The organism is Erwinia rhapontici (assembly GCF_020683125.1).
In the GTDB taxonomy this organism is placed as follows: domain Bacteria; phylum Pseudomonadota; class Gammaproteobacteria; order Enterobacterales; family Enterobacteriaceae; genus Erwinia; species Erwinia rhapontici.
In genome coordinates this window covers 570,592-584,321 of the sequence record NZ_CP085627.1, presented here as the reverse complement: position 1 = coordinate 584,321, position 13,730 = coordinate 570,592, and the positions used below count along the sequence as shown (strand labels likewise).

The window sequence follows — 13,730 nt, the reverse complement described above, 5'->3', positions numbered from 1 at the left end:
CGTTTTCAATCCCAATGTAAGTAAAAAATACGATGAATCTGAGTACCAAACAAAAACAGCACCTGAAAGGTCTGGCCCATCCGCTGAAGCCAGTTGTTATGCTGGGCAACAATGGTTTGACCGAAGGGGTGCTGGCCGAGATCGAACAAGCACTGGAGCACCATGAACTTATCAAGGTGAAAATCGCCACAGAAGATCGTGAGACGAAAGCCCTGGTAGTTGAGGCCATCGTGCGCGAAACGCGTGCAGTCAATGTGCAGGTTATCGGCAAGACGCTGGTACTGTACCGTCCAACGAAAGAGCGCAAGATTTCCATTCCGCGTTGATGAGCAGGTCGGTTTTCGGGCCGACTTGTCCATACTAAGCTCAGGACTGGAGAAAGTGCCATGCTCCTGATTCTGATAAAAGGCCGCGTTGCGGCCTTTTTCTTATCTTTACAAAACCTCAGTTATTTTGAGGACTGTAAAATTAAAGATATTCTACTTTTAAGATTTCATATTCCACATCGCCACCTGGGGTTTTGATAATGGCAATATCATCAGCAACCTTGCCCACCAGGCCACGTGCCATTGGTGAGTTCACTGAAATCAGATTCTGCTTAAAGTTTGCTTCATCATCCCCTACGATACGGTAGGTAGACTCTTCATCAGTGTCCACATTCAGCACGGTCACTGTGGCACCGAAAATCACGCGGCCGTTAGCATTGCCCGCCATTTTGGTGACATCAATCACCTGGGCATTCGACAGCTTAGCTTCAATTTCCTGAATACGGCCTTCGCAGAATCCTTGCTCTTCACGAGCAGCATGATATTCCGCATTTTCTTTTAAATCGCCGTGTTCGCGAGCATCTGCAATTGAGGCAATAATTCTAGGGCGTTTAACGGTTTTCAGCTCTTCCAGCTCTTCGCGCAGTTTTTCCGCGCCCCTTAACGTCATCGGAATCTGGTTCATCTCAATACCTCTTAAAATCTATCCTGTTTAAAGTGTCGTCATCCTGACGGGTGGCATGCAGGAAGGGCGTCCTGCGGCGCTTACTACTGATTTGAAACGAAAGAAGCCTGACCCGGAGCAAGCTCCAGGGCAGGTTCGATTTTGCAATTTGATACGTATTTTACCCCAGAGTTCCCTGGGGGTCATCGTTTACTTTCCACCGCAATGCACCGTAGTATGACAGCATCACCTGTCAGTTACCGCGAGATTATGCGATTTTCACGAATTGTCACCGGCTTTACCTGCGCATTTATGCTGCAAGCGCAGGCTGCGCCCGTCGAAGACTATACCCAATATTTACCCGACGGTGCCAATCTGGCGCTGGTTGTGCAGAAAATTGGCGCCACAACGCCAGCTATCGACTATCACAGCCAACAGATGGCACTGCCCGCCAGCACCATGAAAGTGATCACCGCTCTCGCCGCGTTGTTACAACTCGGACCGGATTATCGCTTTCATACACAGCTGGAAAGTAAAGGCAGTGTGAGCGGCGATACACTTCGCGGCGATCTGGTGGCTCGTTTCGGTGGCGATCCCACCCTGACACGTCAGGATGTGCGTAATATGGTTACCGCACTGAGAAAACAAGGTGTGGAACACATTGATGGCAACCTGGTCATTGATACGTCCGTTTTTGCCAGCCACGATAAAGCACCTGGCTGGCCGTGGAATGACATGACGCAATGCTTCAGTGCCCCGCCCGGCGCTGCCATCGTTGATCGCAACTGCTTCTCAGTATCGCTTTATAGTGCACCAAACCCGGGTGATAAGGCGTTTATTCGCGTCGCATCTTACTATCCGGTCAATATGTTCAGCGAAGTCCGCACGCTGGCTAAAGGTTCTCCTGATGCACAGTATTGCGAGCTGGATGTGGTGCCCGGTGAGCTTAACCGCTTTACCCTTACGGGCTGTCTGACGCAGCGTTCTGAGCCATTACCGCTGGCTTTTGCCATCCAGGACGGGGCCAGTTACGCAGGCGCGATCCTCAAAGCTGAGCTGCAAAACGCCGGGATTGACTACACCGGCCACCTGGTCAGGCAGACTCAGGTCACACCGCCTGGCACTGTTCTGGCCGAAACCCAGTCAGCACCGCTGCATGACCTGCTAAAAATCATGCTGAAGAAGTCAGACAATATGATCGCTGACACCGTTTTCCGCACCATTGGCCATGAACGCTTTGGCGTGCCAGGTACATGGCGCGCAGGATCGGATGCCGTACGTCAGATCCTGCGTCAGAAGGCGAATATCGATCTGGGTAACAGCATTCAGGTCGATGGATCCGGGCTGTCGCGTCACGATCTGATCTCTCCGGCAACCATGATGCAGGTACTGCAATATATTGCGCAGAATGATGAGCAATTAAATTATATTTCAATGCTACCCTTAGCGGGTTATGACGGCACATTACGCTATCGCGGCGGTCTGCACGAAGCGGGTGTTGATGGCAAGGTATCAGCAAAAACGGGGTCTTTACAGGGTGTGTATAACCTGGCTGGCTTTATGACGACTGCCAGCGGACAACGTGTTGCCTTTGTGCAGTTCCTGTCAGGATACGCTGTGCCACCGGAAGATCAGCGCCAGCGCCGTATTCCTTTGGTTCGTTTCGAAAGCCGCTTTTACAAAGACGTTTATCAAAATAATTGAGCCAATGAAAATACTGATCGTTGAAGATGATACGCTCCTGCAACAGGGGTTAACCCTCGCCCTGACGGGTGAAGGTTATGCTGTGGACTGTGCGGCCAGCGCCGCGCAGGCCATTGCGTATTTGAACAGCGGTCAGTACAGCCTGATTGTTCTGGATCTTGGGTTGCCGGATCGTGATGGTGCCGATCTGCTGCGGCAGTGGCGCAAAGAGCAGGTTGATCTGCCAGTATTGATCCTGACAGCACGCGATGCATTATCTGACCGTGTTGACGGGCTGGATGCCGGAGCAGATGACTATCTGATCAAACCCTTTGCACTGGTTGAGCTGAAAGCCCGCGTCCGTGCGCTGATCCGTCGCTATCAGGGAAGAAGCGATAACCTGTTACAGCATGGCGACCTCGCACTTAACCTCTCTTCGCAACAGGTCGCCGTCGATAATCACCCCATCGAGGTGACACCTAAAGAGTTTTCTCTGTTAACGCGTCTACTGATGCGCATTGGTCAAACGGTGCACCGGGAAACACTCCTGCAGGATCTCTACAGCTGGCAAGATGATACCGGCTCAAATACCCTTGAAGTCCATATCCATAATCTGCGGCGTAAGCTGGGGAAAGACCGGATTAAAACCGTACGTGGCGTTGGCTATCGCCTGGAAGAACGCGCATGAACAGTATGCGTCGGCGTTTATTGATTATGCTGACGCTCATTCTGTTGAGCTGCCAGTTGATGAGCGCGCTCTGGCTGTGGCATGAAAGCCGCGAACAGATCAGTTTTCTGGTCAATGAGACCCTCTCTGCACACGCTCGTAATGATCAGGTAGAAAATGAAATCCGCGAGGCCATCGCCTCTCTGCTTCTGCCTTCGCTGGTGATGGTCTGCTTTACCCTGCTGCTTTCATTCTGGGCAATCAGCTGGATTATTCGCCCGCTCAGATCGCTTCAACAAAACCTGGTTACCCGCTCTGCTGACAATCTCTCTCCCCTGCCGCTGCATTCAGAAATGGATGAAATTGTGGCGGTCACCGGGGCGTTAAACCAGCTGCTGGGCCGTCTTGATAATACGCTGCAGCAGGAGCGGCTGTTCACCGCCGATGCTGCACACGAGCTGCGTACGCCGCTGGCAGGTCTGCGGTTACACCTTGAGCTGCTGGAGCAGGAAGGGGTAAAACAGGGGCCGATGCTGGTTGAGCGCATCGATCAACTGATGCATGTTATTGAGCAGCTCCTGATGTTGTCACGCGCCGGTCAGGCACTGGCCAGCGGCCATTATCAGACCCTGAGCTGGCATGATGTCATTGACCCGCTACGCCAGGAAATGGATGAACTACTGGCCCTGCGTCAGCAGCATCTTATTGTTAACAGCACGACAATACGCACGGTACAGGGCGATGCCATCTTGCTGAGGCTGATGCTGCGTAACCTGCTGGAGAATGCCTCACGTTACAGTCCAGAGGGCAGCACGATTACGTTGCTGGTGGAAGATGAGGAAACCGGAAGCCAGGTCAGTGTCCACGATGAAGGCTCCGGCATTGATGCCAGTATGGTAAACGATGCCATCAAAGCCTTCCGTCGAATGGATCGTCGCTATGGTGGTAGCGGACTTGGCCTGAATATCGTCCAGCGCATTGTGCAAATCCATCGTGGGCACCTCAGTCTGACGAACCGTAGCGATCGCAGTGGCCTCAAAGCCAGCTGCTGGTTACCCCATCAGCTTGACTAAACGTTTCCTGCTACCCGCCTAACATCCTCTGTTATCCCACGGGCGTTATCCCACGGGCATTTAATCAGAAATGCTTACCTTTTATGTGGATTCCTCTGGCCCCCTTTTCACAGGTAATGGCAGCACGGCTCGCGTACAGCACCCACCGTGTAAGGATGTCTTTACGATAATTAAATTAATTTACCTTTATTGACACTCCACAATAATCGACGTAGTTTACTGCACCTGAAAGCAAATGATAATAGTTCTTACTACGTTTATCATTTAAATGAGGATGCCCAATGGAATCGTTAACGTCAGAAAGTACGCTACAGTTTGCCTCACAGGCAGCCGCCAGTGGTTTTTTCTTTATGTCTCCCTGGCGCAGTCTGGCAGCACAGGGCTGCTTTACCACCGTCACCACCCCTGCATTCGGTGGCGAAGCGCTACAGAGCGAATTTCAACACGAAATCCGGCAACGATTCCTTGATGCGAAACGCCAGGGAATTGCTCACCCCGTGCTCGTCGGGGCGATCCCCTTCGATGCCAGCCAGCCTTCTTCCCTGTTTATCCCTGAGTCCAGCCAGTACTTCGATGGCAAGGCGTATCTGCAACAAATGGGCGCGCCAAAGAGTGAGCTTCCTGACGTCATGCGCCGTACTGCTCTGCCGGAGCAGGACGCCTTTATGCAGATGGTCAGCCAGGCGGTTGCAGCAACCACGACAAAACAGTTGGACAAAGTGGTGCTGTCACGCCTGATGGAAATCGTCACTACCGAGAAGATCGATATTGCCAACCTGATGACGCGCCTGATAACGCAGAATCCTGGAAGCTATAACTTCCATGTTGCACTACCGGAAGGGGGTTCATTGCTGGGGGCCAGCCCGGAGTTGCTGATGCGCAAGCATGACAGCCGCTATTACACCCATCCACTGGCCGGATCGGCGCGTCGTGAAAGTGATGCACAGAAAGATCGTCAGGCCGGGCAACAGCTGATGGCATCCACCAAGGATCGCTACGAGCATAAGCTGGTGACCGATGCCATGCGCGATGTGCTGCAACCCCGCAGCGCTTACCTTGCCCTGCCAGCGACCCCGGAGCTGTTGACCACCTCAACGCTCTGGCATCTGGGCACCGCGATTGAAGGTGAAGTGAGCCAGAAAGCCGATACGGCACTGTCACTGGCCTGCCTGCTGCATCCAACGCCGGCGCTGAGCGGCTTCCCGCATACCACTGCCCAGAAACTGATTGCTGAACTGGAACCGTTCAATCGGGGCCTCTTTGGCGGCATCGTCGGCTGGTGCGATGAGCACGGCAACGGTGAATGGGTCGTCACCATCCGCTGCGGCAAAGTGAACGGTAACCGCGTTCGTCTGTTTGCCGGTGCCGGTATCGTTCCGGCCTCCAGCCCGGAATCCGAATGGCGGGAAACCGGCGTCAAACTCAACACCATGCTACGGGCTTTTGGCCTGAACTAAAGAGTGCTGTCATGACCATCCCTTATTCTCGCTGGCCGGACGATCTGGCCACACAGTATCGCGCAAAAGGTTACTGGCTGGATCTGCCGTTAACGGACATTCTGCAACGTCACGCTGGCAGCAGCGCCGTAGCCGTGATTGACGGCACGCGCCGTTATCGCTACCACGATCTGGCACAGCAGTCCGATCGCCTGGCAGCCTCGCTGCAACGCCGTGGTCTGAAGTCAGGTGACACGGCACTGGTACAACTGGGTAACGTTGCAGAATTCTACGTCACCTTTTTTGCCTTGCTGAAAATTGGCGTCGCCCCTGTTAACGCACTATTCAGTCATCAACGCAACGAACTGAGCGCCTACGCGCTGCAAATTCAGCCCGCGCTGTTGATTGCCGACCGCCAGCACAGCCTGTTTAGCAACGATGATTATCTCAATCAGCTCCGGCAGGATTTCCCGGCGCTGAAGGTCGTGGCGTTGCACAATGAAAACAACGTTGCGCTTTCACTGTCAGGCCTGATTGATGCAGATGCCGGCGATTTTATAGCCAGCCCCTCTGCTGCCGATGAAGTGGCCTTCTTTCAGCTCTCCGGCGGCAGTACCGGAACCCCGAAACTGATCCCACGTACCCACAATGATTATTACTACAGTATTCGTGGCAGCGTTGAGATCTGTGAGTTCAACGCACAGACTCGTTATCTGAATGCCCTGCCCGCCGCCCATAACTATGCGATGAGCTCACCAGGCTCCCTCGGCGTGTTTTACGCGGGTGGCTGTGTGGTAATGGCGAACGATCCCAGTGCCAACCTCTGCTTCCCGCTGATTGAACAACATCAGGTTAACGTGGCGGCACTGGTGCCACCCGCCGTCAGTCTGTGGTTACAGGCAATTCAGGAATGGGGCAGCAACCGTGCACTGACATCACTGGCACTGTTACAAGTTGGTGGTGCCAAGCTCAGTGAATCACTGGCTTCACGTATCCAGAAAGAAATTGGCTGCCAGCTCCAGCAGGTCTTTGGCATGGCCGAAGGTCTGGTGAACTACACCCGCCTGGACGATGACCAGCAGCATATTCTCACTACGCAGGGCCGTCCGATCTCTGACGACGACGAGGTTTGGGTCGCGGATGAGCAGGGTCAGCCACTGCCCGCGGGAGAAACCGGCCGCCTGATGACGCGCGGCCCTTATACCTTCCGTGGTTACTACAACAGCCCGGAGCACAATGCTGCCAGCTTCGATGATCAGGGTTTCTACTGCTCCGGCGATCTGATCGCCATCGCTGCAGACGGCTACATCACCGTTCAGGGGCGCGAGAAGGATCAGATCAACCGGGGTGGCGAAAAGATCGCAGCGGAAGAGATCGAAAATCTGCTACTGCGCCATGAAGACGTGATCCATGCTGCGCTGGTGTCCATGGAAGACAACCTGATGGGTGAGAAAAGCTGTGCGTTTATTGTCGCGCGTCGTGCGCTAAAACCGGTGGTCTTACGTCGTCATCTGCGTGAACTGGGCGTGGCCGAATTCAAACTGCCGGATCGCATTGAATGTGTCGATGAGCTACCGCTCACCCCGGTGGGAAAAGTGGACAAAAAACGCCTGCGCCAGCAGTTGGCCACTCAGCAGAACGGATAATTTTCAGGAGAGAGTAATGGCTATTCCAACGTTAAATTCTTACGCGCTGCCAACCGCAGCCGAACTGCCAGCCAATAAAGTGACCTGGGCCTTTGAACCGGCGCGTGCCGCGTTACTGATCCACGATATGCAGGAGTATTTCCTCAATTTTTGGGGTGAAGACAGCCCGCTGATTGAACAAGTCGTCGCCAATATTGCCCGGTTACGCGAGTACTGCAAATCCCAGGGGATCCCGGTGTTCTACACCGCACAGCCCAATGAGCAAAGTGCTGAAGATCGTGCTCTGCTAAACGACATGTGGGGACCTGGCCTCAACAAACACCCTGATCAGCAGAAAGTCGTGGCTGCACTGGCACCGGATGAACATGACCAGGTGCTGGTGAAATGGCGTTACAGCGCATTTCATCGCTCACCGCTGGAATCGATCCTGAATGAAACCGGACGCGACCAGCTGATTATCTGTGGCGTATATGCCCACATTGGCTGTCTGACCACCGCGACCGACGCCTTTATGCGTAACATCAAGCCATTTATGGTGGCTGACGCCCTGGCTGACTTCAGCCGCGAAGAACATATGATGTCGCTGACCTATACAGCCGGTCGCAGCGGCCGCGTTGTGATGACGGAAACCCTGCTGCCACTGCCACAAAGCAAAGAGCAGCTACGTGCCGTGGTCCTGCCCCTGCTGGATGAAGACAGCGATGATCTCCTTGATAGCGAAAATCTGGTGGATTACGGACTGGATTCGGTGCGCATGATGGCGCTGGCAGCCCGCTGGCGCCAGGTGCATAGCGATATCGACTTCATCGCCCTGGCAAAAAATCCCAGTATTGATGGCTGGTGGGCACTGCTGTCGAGGGAGCCTGCGTAATGTCATGCCGTTTTGACTTCAGCAATAAACAGGTGTGGATCACCGGGGCGGGCCAGGGGATTGGTTATCATACTGCACTGGCATTTGTTGCTGCGGGTGCCTCTGTGGTGGGGTTTGATAAACAGTTTTCGCAAAACGATTACCCCTTCCAGCGCGCCATTGTCGATATTTCCGATGCCGATCAGGTGAAACGTGTCTGTCAGCGCCTGCTGTCAGATACACCCCGCCTTGATGTGCTGGTGAATGCTGCCGGTATTTTACGTACTGGCAGCACCGAAGAACTCGCGGTGGAGGACTGGCAGGCCTGCATGGCCGTCAACGCCGGGGGGGCATTCAATCTGTTCCAGCAAACACTGCCACTGTTCCGTCAGCAACGTGCCGGCGCGATTGTCACTGTTGCCTCCAATGCGGCACACGCGCCGCGTATCGGTATGTCAGCTTATGGTGCTTCTAAAGCAGCCCTGCGTAGCCTGTGCCTCACTGTCGGGCTGGAAATGGCTCCCTTTGGTGTCCGCTGCAATATCGTTTCACCCGGTTCCACAGACACCGCGATGCAACGGAGCCTGTGGCATAAACCGGAAGACGAACAGCAGATGATCGCCGGCTACCCCGATCAGTACAAACTGGGTATTCCGTTGCAGAAAATTGCCCAACCTCAGGAAATCGCCAACACGGTATTGTTCCTCGCCTCCGACAGCGCCAGCCATATCGTGATGCAGGATATTGTTGTCGATGGCGGAGCCACTCTGGGTGCCTGATATGTGGAAACGACAAAGTAGCCTGACTGAGCTAAATCAGATGGCAGAAGGTACGCTAATTGCCGGGCTGGGTATGGTCTTTACCCGACTGGAGCCTGACTGGCTGGAAGCCACTATGCCCATGGATGCTCGCACACAGCAGCCGTTTGGGCTGCTGCACGGTGGCGCATCAGTGGCGTTGGCGGAATCGCTGGGGTCAATGGCAGGTTGGCTCTGTTCGCAGCCAGGTCAGAATGTGGTAGGTATTGAAGTCAGCGCCAGCCATCTGCGTGCGGTCTATAGCGGAACCGTACGCGGCATCTGCAGGGCGCTTCACAGCGGCAGTATGAACCAGGTCTGGCAGATTGAGATTGTGAATGCACAGGATCAGCTGTGCTGTATTGCACGACTGACAACCGCCATTATCGGCTAAAGCGCAGAGGCGCGGTACCACATCAGAACCGCCGCGATTAAGCACAAAAAAATAGGGCGCCAGTGGCACCCTATTTTTTTAGCGAAGATTAACGCTGATAGACGGTTTCGACACCTTCTTCGTCGTCTTCGTCCCAATCGTCATCCCAGTCATCGTCTTCTTCTTCAACTTCTGGCTGGGTTTCTTCCAGCTGCTGACGATGATAGTCATCCCACATGAATTCCACTTTCTCTGGCTGTTTAGCTTCCAGTTCAGCTTCTTTCGGGTTAGCGATGATGAAGGACATCAGGTCCCAGCACAGTGCGTTAACGCCTGAGCGGTTTGCCGCAGAGATCAGATAGTATTTCTCTGTCCATCCCAGAGCGTCTGCAATGGCTTTAGCACGCGATGCGGCTTCTTCTTCATCCAGCAGGTCCACTTTGTTGAACACCAGCCAGCGTGGCTTCTGGAACAGCTTATCGCTGTATTTCTCCAGCTCAGCCAGGATGATGCGAGCGTTTTCAATCGGATCGCTTTCGTCAATCGGTGCCAGATCGATGGTGTGTAACAGTACACGGCAACGCTCAAGGTGTTTAAGGAAGCGAATACCCAGACCTGCACCATCCGAAGCCCCTTCGATCAGACCCGGGATATCGGCAATAACAAAGCTCTGCTCGCTGTCCATACGAACAACACCGAGGCTTGGCACCAGAGTGGTAAACGGATAATCCGCCACTTTAGGTTTCGCAGCAGAAACAGCGCGAATAAAGGTCGATTTACCTGCGTTAGGCAGGCCGAGCATACCCACGTCAGCCAGCAGCATCAGCTCCAGCTGTAAATCACGCTTTTCACCCGGCGTACCCATGGTTTTCTGGCGTGGGGTACGGTTCACGGATGACTTGAAACGGGTGTTGCCCAGACCGTGCCAACCGCCTTTAGCGACCATCATCTTCTGCTGATGATGCGTCATATCACCGAGGGTTTCACCGGTTCCCTGGTCAATAATGCGCGTTCCAACCGGTACTTTAACAACGATGTCCACACCGCGTTTACCGGTACAGTCACGGCTCTGGCCGTTCTGCCCACGTTCTGCACGGAAGGACTTTTCAAAGCGGTAGTCGATCAGGGTATTCAGGTTTTCGTCGGCCTGCATATACACATCGCCGCCATCGCCACCATCACCACCGTCCGGACCGCCACGAGGGATATATTTCTCACGACGGAAGCTCACGCAGCCATTACCGCCATCGCCAGCCACTACCAGGATCGTCGCTTCATCAACAAACTTCATTTTACTTCTCCGTCACTCATACGCCCGTGGCCCGATGCAGGTGGCACCGGAACGGGATTGCTCCGCCGTGGCCATAAGCGATGACCAATTGCGGAAAACATGGCGCCTGACACCACAACGATTGCTCCGACAAACCCTAAGGTATTGAGTTGCGGAATGGCAAAAAAGTCGGGCCAGCCAAGCGATAAAAATTCTGAAAACAGCAGGGTAAAAAGTGGCGTTAGCGTCACAATTGCGCTGACCTGAGCCGCCTGCCAGCGTGCGTAGGCTTCCGCCAGTGCGCCGTAACCCACAAGGGTATTCAGCACACAAAAAATCAGGCACCCAAGCTGCCATCTGTCCAGTTGCCACACCAGATCGGTGTGCGCAAAAGGCAATAACGTCACTGCACATAAAGTGTACAGCAAAAACAGGATCTGCTGCGAGCCGAGTCGACGCAACAAAATTTTTTGCGTCACGCCATAGACCACCCACACCAGTGCTGCACTGACGCCCAGAATCACACCCCAGGTGTAATTGGTCAGACGGGTAAAGATTTCCACCAGGCTGGTATTAAAAAACATCACCAACCCGCACAGCAGCATACAGACACCGATAATCTGGCTGCCGCGCATCTTTTCTTTCAGGATAAAGACGCTGGCAAGCATCATACCAGGAGGAGCCAACTGGGCAATCACCTGGGACGCCGTCGGGCTGAGATACTGCAACGAAGAGCCAAACAAGATGAAATTGCCCACCAGTCCGGCGGTAGCGATCATCACCCACACCAGCCAACGCGGGTGCCGGAAGAAATCACGCGGCGGCAGCTGACGTTTCAAGGCCAGAATCGTGCCCAGGCCTAACGCTGCGAGAAAAAAACGATAGAACACCACAGTGAACGGATCCATCACCTGCAGCACCACTTTCATCGCAATGGGTAACGAGCCCCAGCTCATAGCGGTAACCAGCGCAAGCGCAATACCCATTCCAGCCTGTTGTTTGATGACTGACATCAGTGTTCCCTGGCAGAATGTAAAAAGCCCCGCAGTCTAGTGCGGGGCTTTTATTTTCGCAGCAGTGAACGGCTTAACAGCCGTTCCGCGGCACGAAAACCTAATTACTCAGCAACAATGCTGATGTATTTACGGTTGTTCGGGCCTTTAACTTCGAATTGGACCTTGCCGTTTGCAGTAGCAAACAGGGTGTGGTCACGACCGCAGCCTACGTTGGTGCCCGCGTGGAATTTGGTGCCGCGCTGACGAACGATGATGCTACCAGCCAGTACAGATTCGCCGCCGAAACGTTTTACGCCCAGACGTTTTGCATTGGAGTCACGACCGTTACGGGTCGAACCACCAGCTTTCTTATGTGCCATTTGTCAGGTCTCCTGTTATGCGCTGATGCCAGTGATCTTCACATCAGTGAACCACTGACGGTGACCCTGCTGCTTACGGTAATGCTTACGACGACGGAACTTAACAATCTTGATCTTGTCGCCACGACCGTGAGCTACGATTTCAGCCTTGATCACGCCACCTGAAACTAAAGGTGCGCCGATTTTAACGTCTTCGCCGTTAGCAATCATCAGAACCTGGTCGAATTCAACGACTTCGCCGGTTGCGATGTCCAGCTTTTCCAGGCGAATGGTTTGACCTTCGCTTACTCGGTGTTGTTTACCACCACTTTGGAAAACCGCGTACATATAAACTCCGCTTTCGCGCTTGCCTTCTTTGATTTCAGGCTGCGCTATAAATATTCACAATAGGGCGCGAATTCTACGCAACTTCGCAGGTAAAGACAATAGCCTGTTTCGCTCTATTGCAGAAAAAAAACGCAACGTGAATGGGGACGTTTCACCGCCGCGTTTTTCAAGTACAATCTGTCATACATTTCATGCCACTGGCACGGTAAAGGCGCTTATCATAGCAGCGAACTGAGCGATAGCTGAACAGACTGATGAACTTAGAACAGATAAATGAACTCACCGCGCAAGATATGGCGGACGTCAATGCGACAATACTCGACCAGCTGAACTCGGATGTATCCCTCATCAATCAGCTGGGCTATTACATTATCAGTGGCGGAGGTAAGCGTATCCGTCCGATGATCGCTGTGCTTGCAGCACGCGCCATCAATAATTACGAAGGTAAACAACACATTACCGTCGCGGCGTTGATCGAATTCATTCATACCGCCACGCTGCTACACGATGACGTCGTGGATGAATCAGATATGCGCAGAGGTAAAGCCACCGCGAACGCCGCGTTTGGCAATGCTGCCAGCGTGCTAGTCGGTGATTTTATCTACACTCGCTCGTTCCAGATGATGACCAGCCTCGGCTCGCTGAGGGTTCTGGCCCTGATGTCTGAAGCGGTCAATGTGATTGCGGAAGGCGAAGTCTTACAGTTGATGAACTGTAATGACCCGGACATCACCGAAGAAAGCTACATGCGCGTCATTTACAGCAAAACCGCACGCCTGTTCGAAGCAGCAGCACAGTCCTCGGCCATTCTGGCAGGTGCCAACGCGGTACAAGAGCAGGCTTTGCAGGATTACGGCCGCTACATCGGCACCGCATTCCAGCTCATTGATGATCTGCTGGATTACAGTGCCGATGGCAAAACGCTGGGTAAAAACGTGGGTGATGACCTGAGTGAAGGTAAACCGACACTGCCGTTATTGCATGCCATGCGTAACGGAACACCGCAGCAAGCCAGCATGATTCGTACTGCGATTGAAGAAGGTAACGGACGCCATTTACTGGAACCTGTTCTGGAAGCAATGCACCAGTGTGGCTCACTGGAATGGACGCGCAATGCTGCGGAACAAGAAGCCGATAAAGCCATTACGGCTCTGAAAGCCCTGCCTGAGTCGCCATGGCGGAGTGCGCTGGAAGCCCTTGCGCACATGTCAGTTCAGCGCGAATTCTAATGCCATAAATTAAACAGAAAGCACACCACTTCGTGCTTTCTGTTTTTTTGTCCGCCCTTCAGATACACTTTTTT

General features: G+C 53.5%; 15 protein-coding genes. 10 read left to right on the top strand and 5 right to left on the bottom strand.

Going from position 1 to position 13,730, the window contains the following annotated elements:
* The first annotated feature begins 32 nt into the window (after positions 1–32).
* The gene (yhbY, locus tag LJN55_RS02675) at positions 33–326 is read left to right on the top strand and encodes a ribosome assembly RNA-binding protein YhbY (RefSeq protein WP_048914482.1); all 294 of its coding nucleotides are present in this window, start codon (positions 33–35) and stop codon (positions 324–326) included.
* 142 nt (positions 327–468) lie between these two features.
* Here yhbY and greA read toward each other — a convergent pair whose 3' ends face one another.
* A complete protein-coding gene (gene greA / locus LJN55_RS02670; RefSeq protein ID WP_133844053.1) occupies positions 469–951 on the bottom strand; it encodes a transcription elongation factor GreA in 483 nt (160 codons plus the stop codon).
* A 249-nt stretch (positions 952–1,200) separates the two neighbouring features.
* Here greA and dacB point away from each other — a divergent pair, with 249 nt between their 5' ends.
* From dacB to LJN55_RS02630, 8 genes are all read left to right on the top strand, one after another.
* A complete protein-coding gene (gene dacB / locus LJN55_RS02665; protein WP_227536338.1) occupies positions 1,201–2,634 on the top strand; it encodes a serine-type D-Ala-D-Ala carboxypeptidase in 1,434 nt (477 codons plus the stop codon).
* A 4-nt stretch (positions 2,635–2,638) separates the two neighbouring features.
* Positions 2,639–3,301 (top strand): two-component system response regulator PmrA, encoded by a 663-nt coding sequence (gene pmrA, locus LJN55_RS02660; RefSeq protein ID WP_133844055.1) that lies wholly within the window; start codon positions 2,639–2,641, stop codon positions 3,299–3,301.
* Entirely contained in the window at positions 3,298–4,353 is a 1,056-nt protein-coding gene (gene pmrB / locus LJN55_RS02655; protein WP_212815797.1) for a two-component system sensor histidine kinase PmrB, read from the top strand. Before pmrA ends, pmrB begins: the two co-directional genes overlap by 4 nt.
* Positions 4,354–4,634: 281 nt before the next feature.
* Entirely contained in the window at positions 4,635–5,810 is a 1,176-nt protein-coding gene (locus LJN55_RS02650) for an isochorismate synthase (protein ID WP_227535616.1), read from the top strand.
* 11 nt (positions 5,811–5,821) lie between these two features.
* A complete protein-coding gene (locus LJN55_RS02645; protein ID WP_227535615.1) occupies positions 5,822–7,435 on the top strand; it encodes a (2,3-dihydroxybenzoyl)adenylate synthase in 1,614 nt (537 codons plus the stop codon).
* A gap of 16 nt (positions 7,436–7,451) precedes the next feature.
* Positions 7,452–8,306 (top strand): isochorismatase family protein, encoded by an 855-nt coding sequence (locus LJN55_RS02640; protein ID WP_133844063.1) that lies wholly within the window; start codon positions 7,452–7,454, stop codon positions 8,304–8,306.
* The gene (gene dhbA / locus LJN55_RS02635) at positions 8,306–9,064 is read left to right on the top strand and encodes a 2,3-dihydro-2,3-dihydroxybenzoate dehydrogenase (protein WP_133844065.1); all 759 of its coding nucleotides are present in this window, start codon (positions 8,306–8,308) and stop codon (positions 9,062–9,064) included. Before LJN55_RS02640 ends, dhbA begins: the two co-directional genes overlap by 1 nt.
* 1 nt (position 9,065) lies before the next feature.
* Positions 9,066–9,476, top strand: a complete 411-nt coding sequence (locus LJN55_RS02630) for a hotdog fold thioesterase (protein WP_133844067.1) — start codon at positions 9,066–9,068, stop codon at positions 9,474–9,476.
* An 88-nt stretch (positions 9,477–9,564) separates the two neighbouring features.
* Here the strand turns inward: LJN55_RS02630 and cgtA are convergent, their stop codons facing one another.
* The 4 genes from cgtA to rplU all read right to left on the bottom strand — a co-directional run bounded on the left by cgtA (position 9,565) and on the right by rplU (position 12,427).
* Positions 9,565–10,746, bottom strand: a complete 1,182-nt coding sequence (gene cgtA / locus LJN55_RS02625) for an Obg family GTPase CgtA (protein ID WP_133844069.1) — start codon at positions 10,744–10,746, stop codon at positions 9,565–9,567.
* Complete coding sequence (locus LJN55_RS02620) at positions 10,743–11,729, bottom strand: DMT family transporter (RefSeq protein ID WP_133844246.1); 987 nt, start codon at positions 11,727–11,729, stop codon at positions 10,743–10,745. The genes cgtA and LJN55_RS02620 overlap by 4 nt, the downstream gene beginning before the upstream one ends.
* Before the next feature lie 113 nt (positions 11,730–11,842).
* Positions 11,843–12,100: a 50S ribosomal protein L27 gene (gene rpmA, locus LJN55_RS02615; protein WP_013204035.1), complete on the bottom strand. Its 258-nt coding sequence runs from the start codon at positions 12,098–12,100 to the stop codon at positions 11,843–11,845.
* A 15-nt stretch (positions 12,101–12,115) separates the two neighbouring features.
* On the bottom strand, positions 12,116–12,427 hold the full coding sequence (gene rplU / locus LJN55_RS02610; protein ID WP_133844071.1) for a 50S ribosomal protein L21: 312 nt from the start codon (positions 12,425–12,427) through the stop codon (positions 12,116–12,118).
* Between the two features lie 254 nt (positions 12,428–12,681).
* Here rplU and ispB point away from each other — a divergent pair, with 254 nt between their 5' ends.
* Positions 12,682–13,656 carry an octaprenyl diphosphate synthase gene (ispB, locus tag LJN55_RS02605; protein ID WP_133844073.1) on the top strand — a complete coding sequence of 325 codons (975 nt, stop codon included), beginning with the start codon at positions 12,682–12,684 and terminating at the stop codon, positions 13,654–13,656.
* The last annotated feature ends 74 nt before the right edge of the window (positions 13,657–13,730 follow it).

What these genes read in the sequence shown, in the direction of transcription:
- rplU (WP_133844071.1), bottom strand. Translation starts at nt 12,427, where the DNA reads ATGTACGCGGTTTTCCAAAGTGGTGGTAAACAACACCGAGTAAGCGAA.
- LJN55_RS02650 (WP_227535616.1), top strand. Translation starts at nt 4,635, where the DNA reads ATGGAATCGTTAACGTCAGAAAGTACGCTACAGTTTGCCTCACAGGCA.
- rpmA (WP_013204035.1), bottom strand. Translation starts at nt 12,100, where the DNA reads ATGGCACATAAGAAAGCTGGTGGTTCGACCCGTAACGGTCGTGACTCC.
- cgtA (WP_133844069.1), bottom strand. Translation starts at nt 10,746, where the DNA reads ATGAAGTTTGTTGATGAAGCGACGATCCTGGTAGTGGCTGGCGATGGC.
- pmrB (WP_212815797.1), top strand. Translation starts at nt 3,298, where the DNA reads ATGAACAGTATGCGTCGGCGTTTATTGATTATGCTGACGCTCATTCTG.
- greA (WP_133844053.1), bottom strand. Translation starts at nt 951, where the DNA reads ATGAACCAGATTCCGATGACGTTAAGGGGCGCGGAAAAACTGCGCGAA.
- LJN55_RS02645 (WP_227535615.1), top strand. Translation starts at nt 5,822, where the DNA reads ATGACCATCCCTTATTCTCGCTGGCCGGACGATCTGGCCACACAGTAT.
- yhbY (WP_048914482.1), top strand. Translation starts at nt 33, where the DNA reads ATGAATCTGAGTACCAAACAAAAACAGCACCTGAAAGGTCTGGCCCAT.
- LJN55_RS02640 (WP_133844063.1), top strand. Translation starts at nt 7,452, where the DNA reads ATGGCTATTCCAACGTTAAATTCTTACGCGCTGCCAACCGCAGCCGAA.
- dhbA (WP_133844065.1), top strand. Translation starts at nt 8,306, where the DNA reads ATGTCATGCCGTTTTGACTTCAGCAATAAACAGGTGTGGATCACCGGG.
- LJN55_RS02630 (WP_133844067.1), top strand. Translation starts at nt 9,066, where the DNA reads ATGTGGAAACGACAAAGTAGCCTGACTGAGCTAAATCAGATGGCAGAA.
- dacB (WP_227536338.1), top strand. Translation starts at nt 1,201, where the DNA reads ATGCGATTTTCACGAATTGTCACCGGCTTTACCTGCGCATTTATGCTG.
- ispB (WP_133844073.1), top strand. Translation starts at nt 12,682, where the DNA reads ATGAACTTAGAACAGATAAATGAACTCACCGCGCAAGATATGGCGGAC.
- pmrA (WP_133844055.1), top strand. Translation starts at nt 2,639, where the DNA reads ATGAAAATACTGATCGTTGAAGATGATACGCTCCTGCAACAGGGGTTA.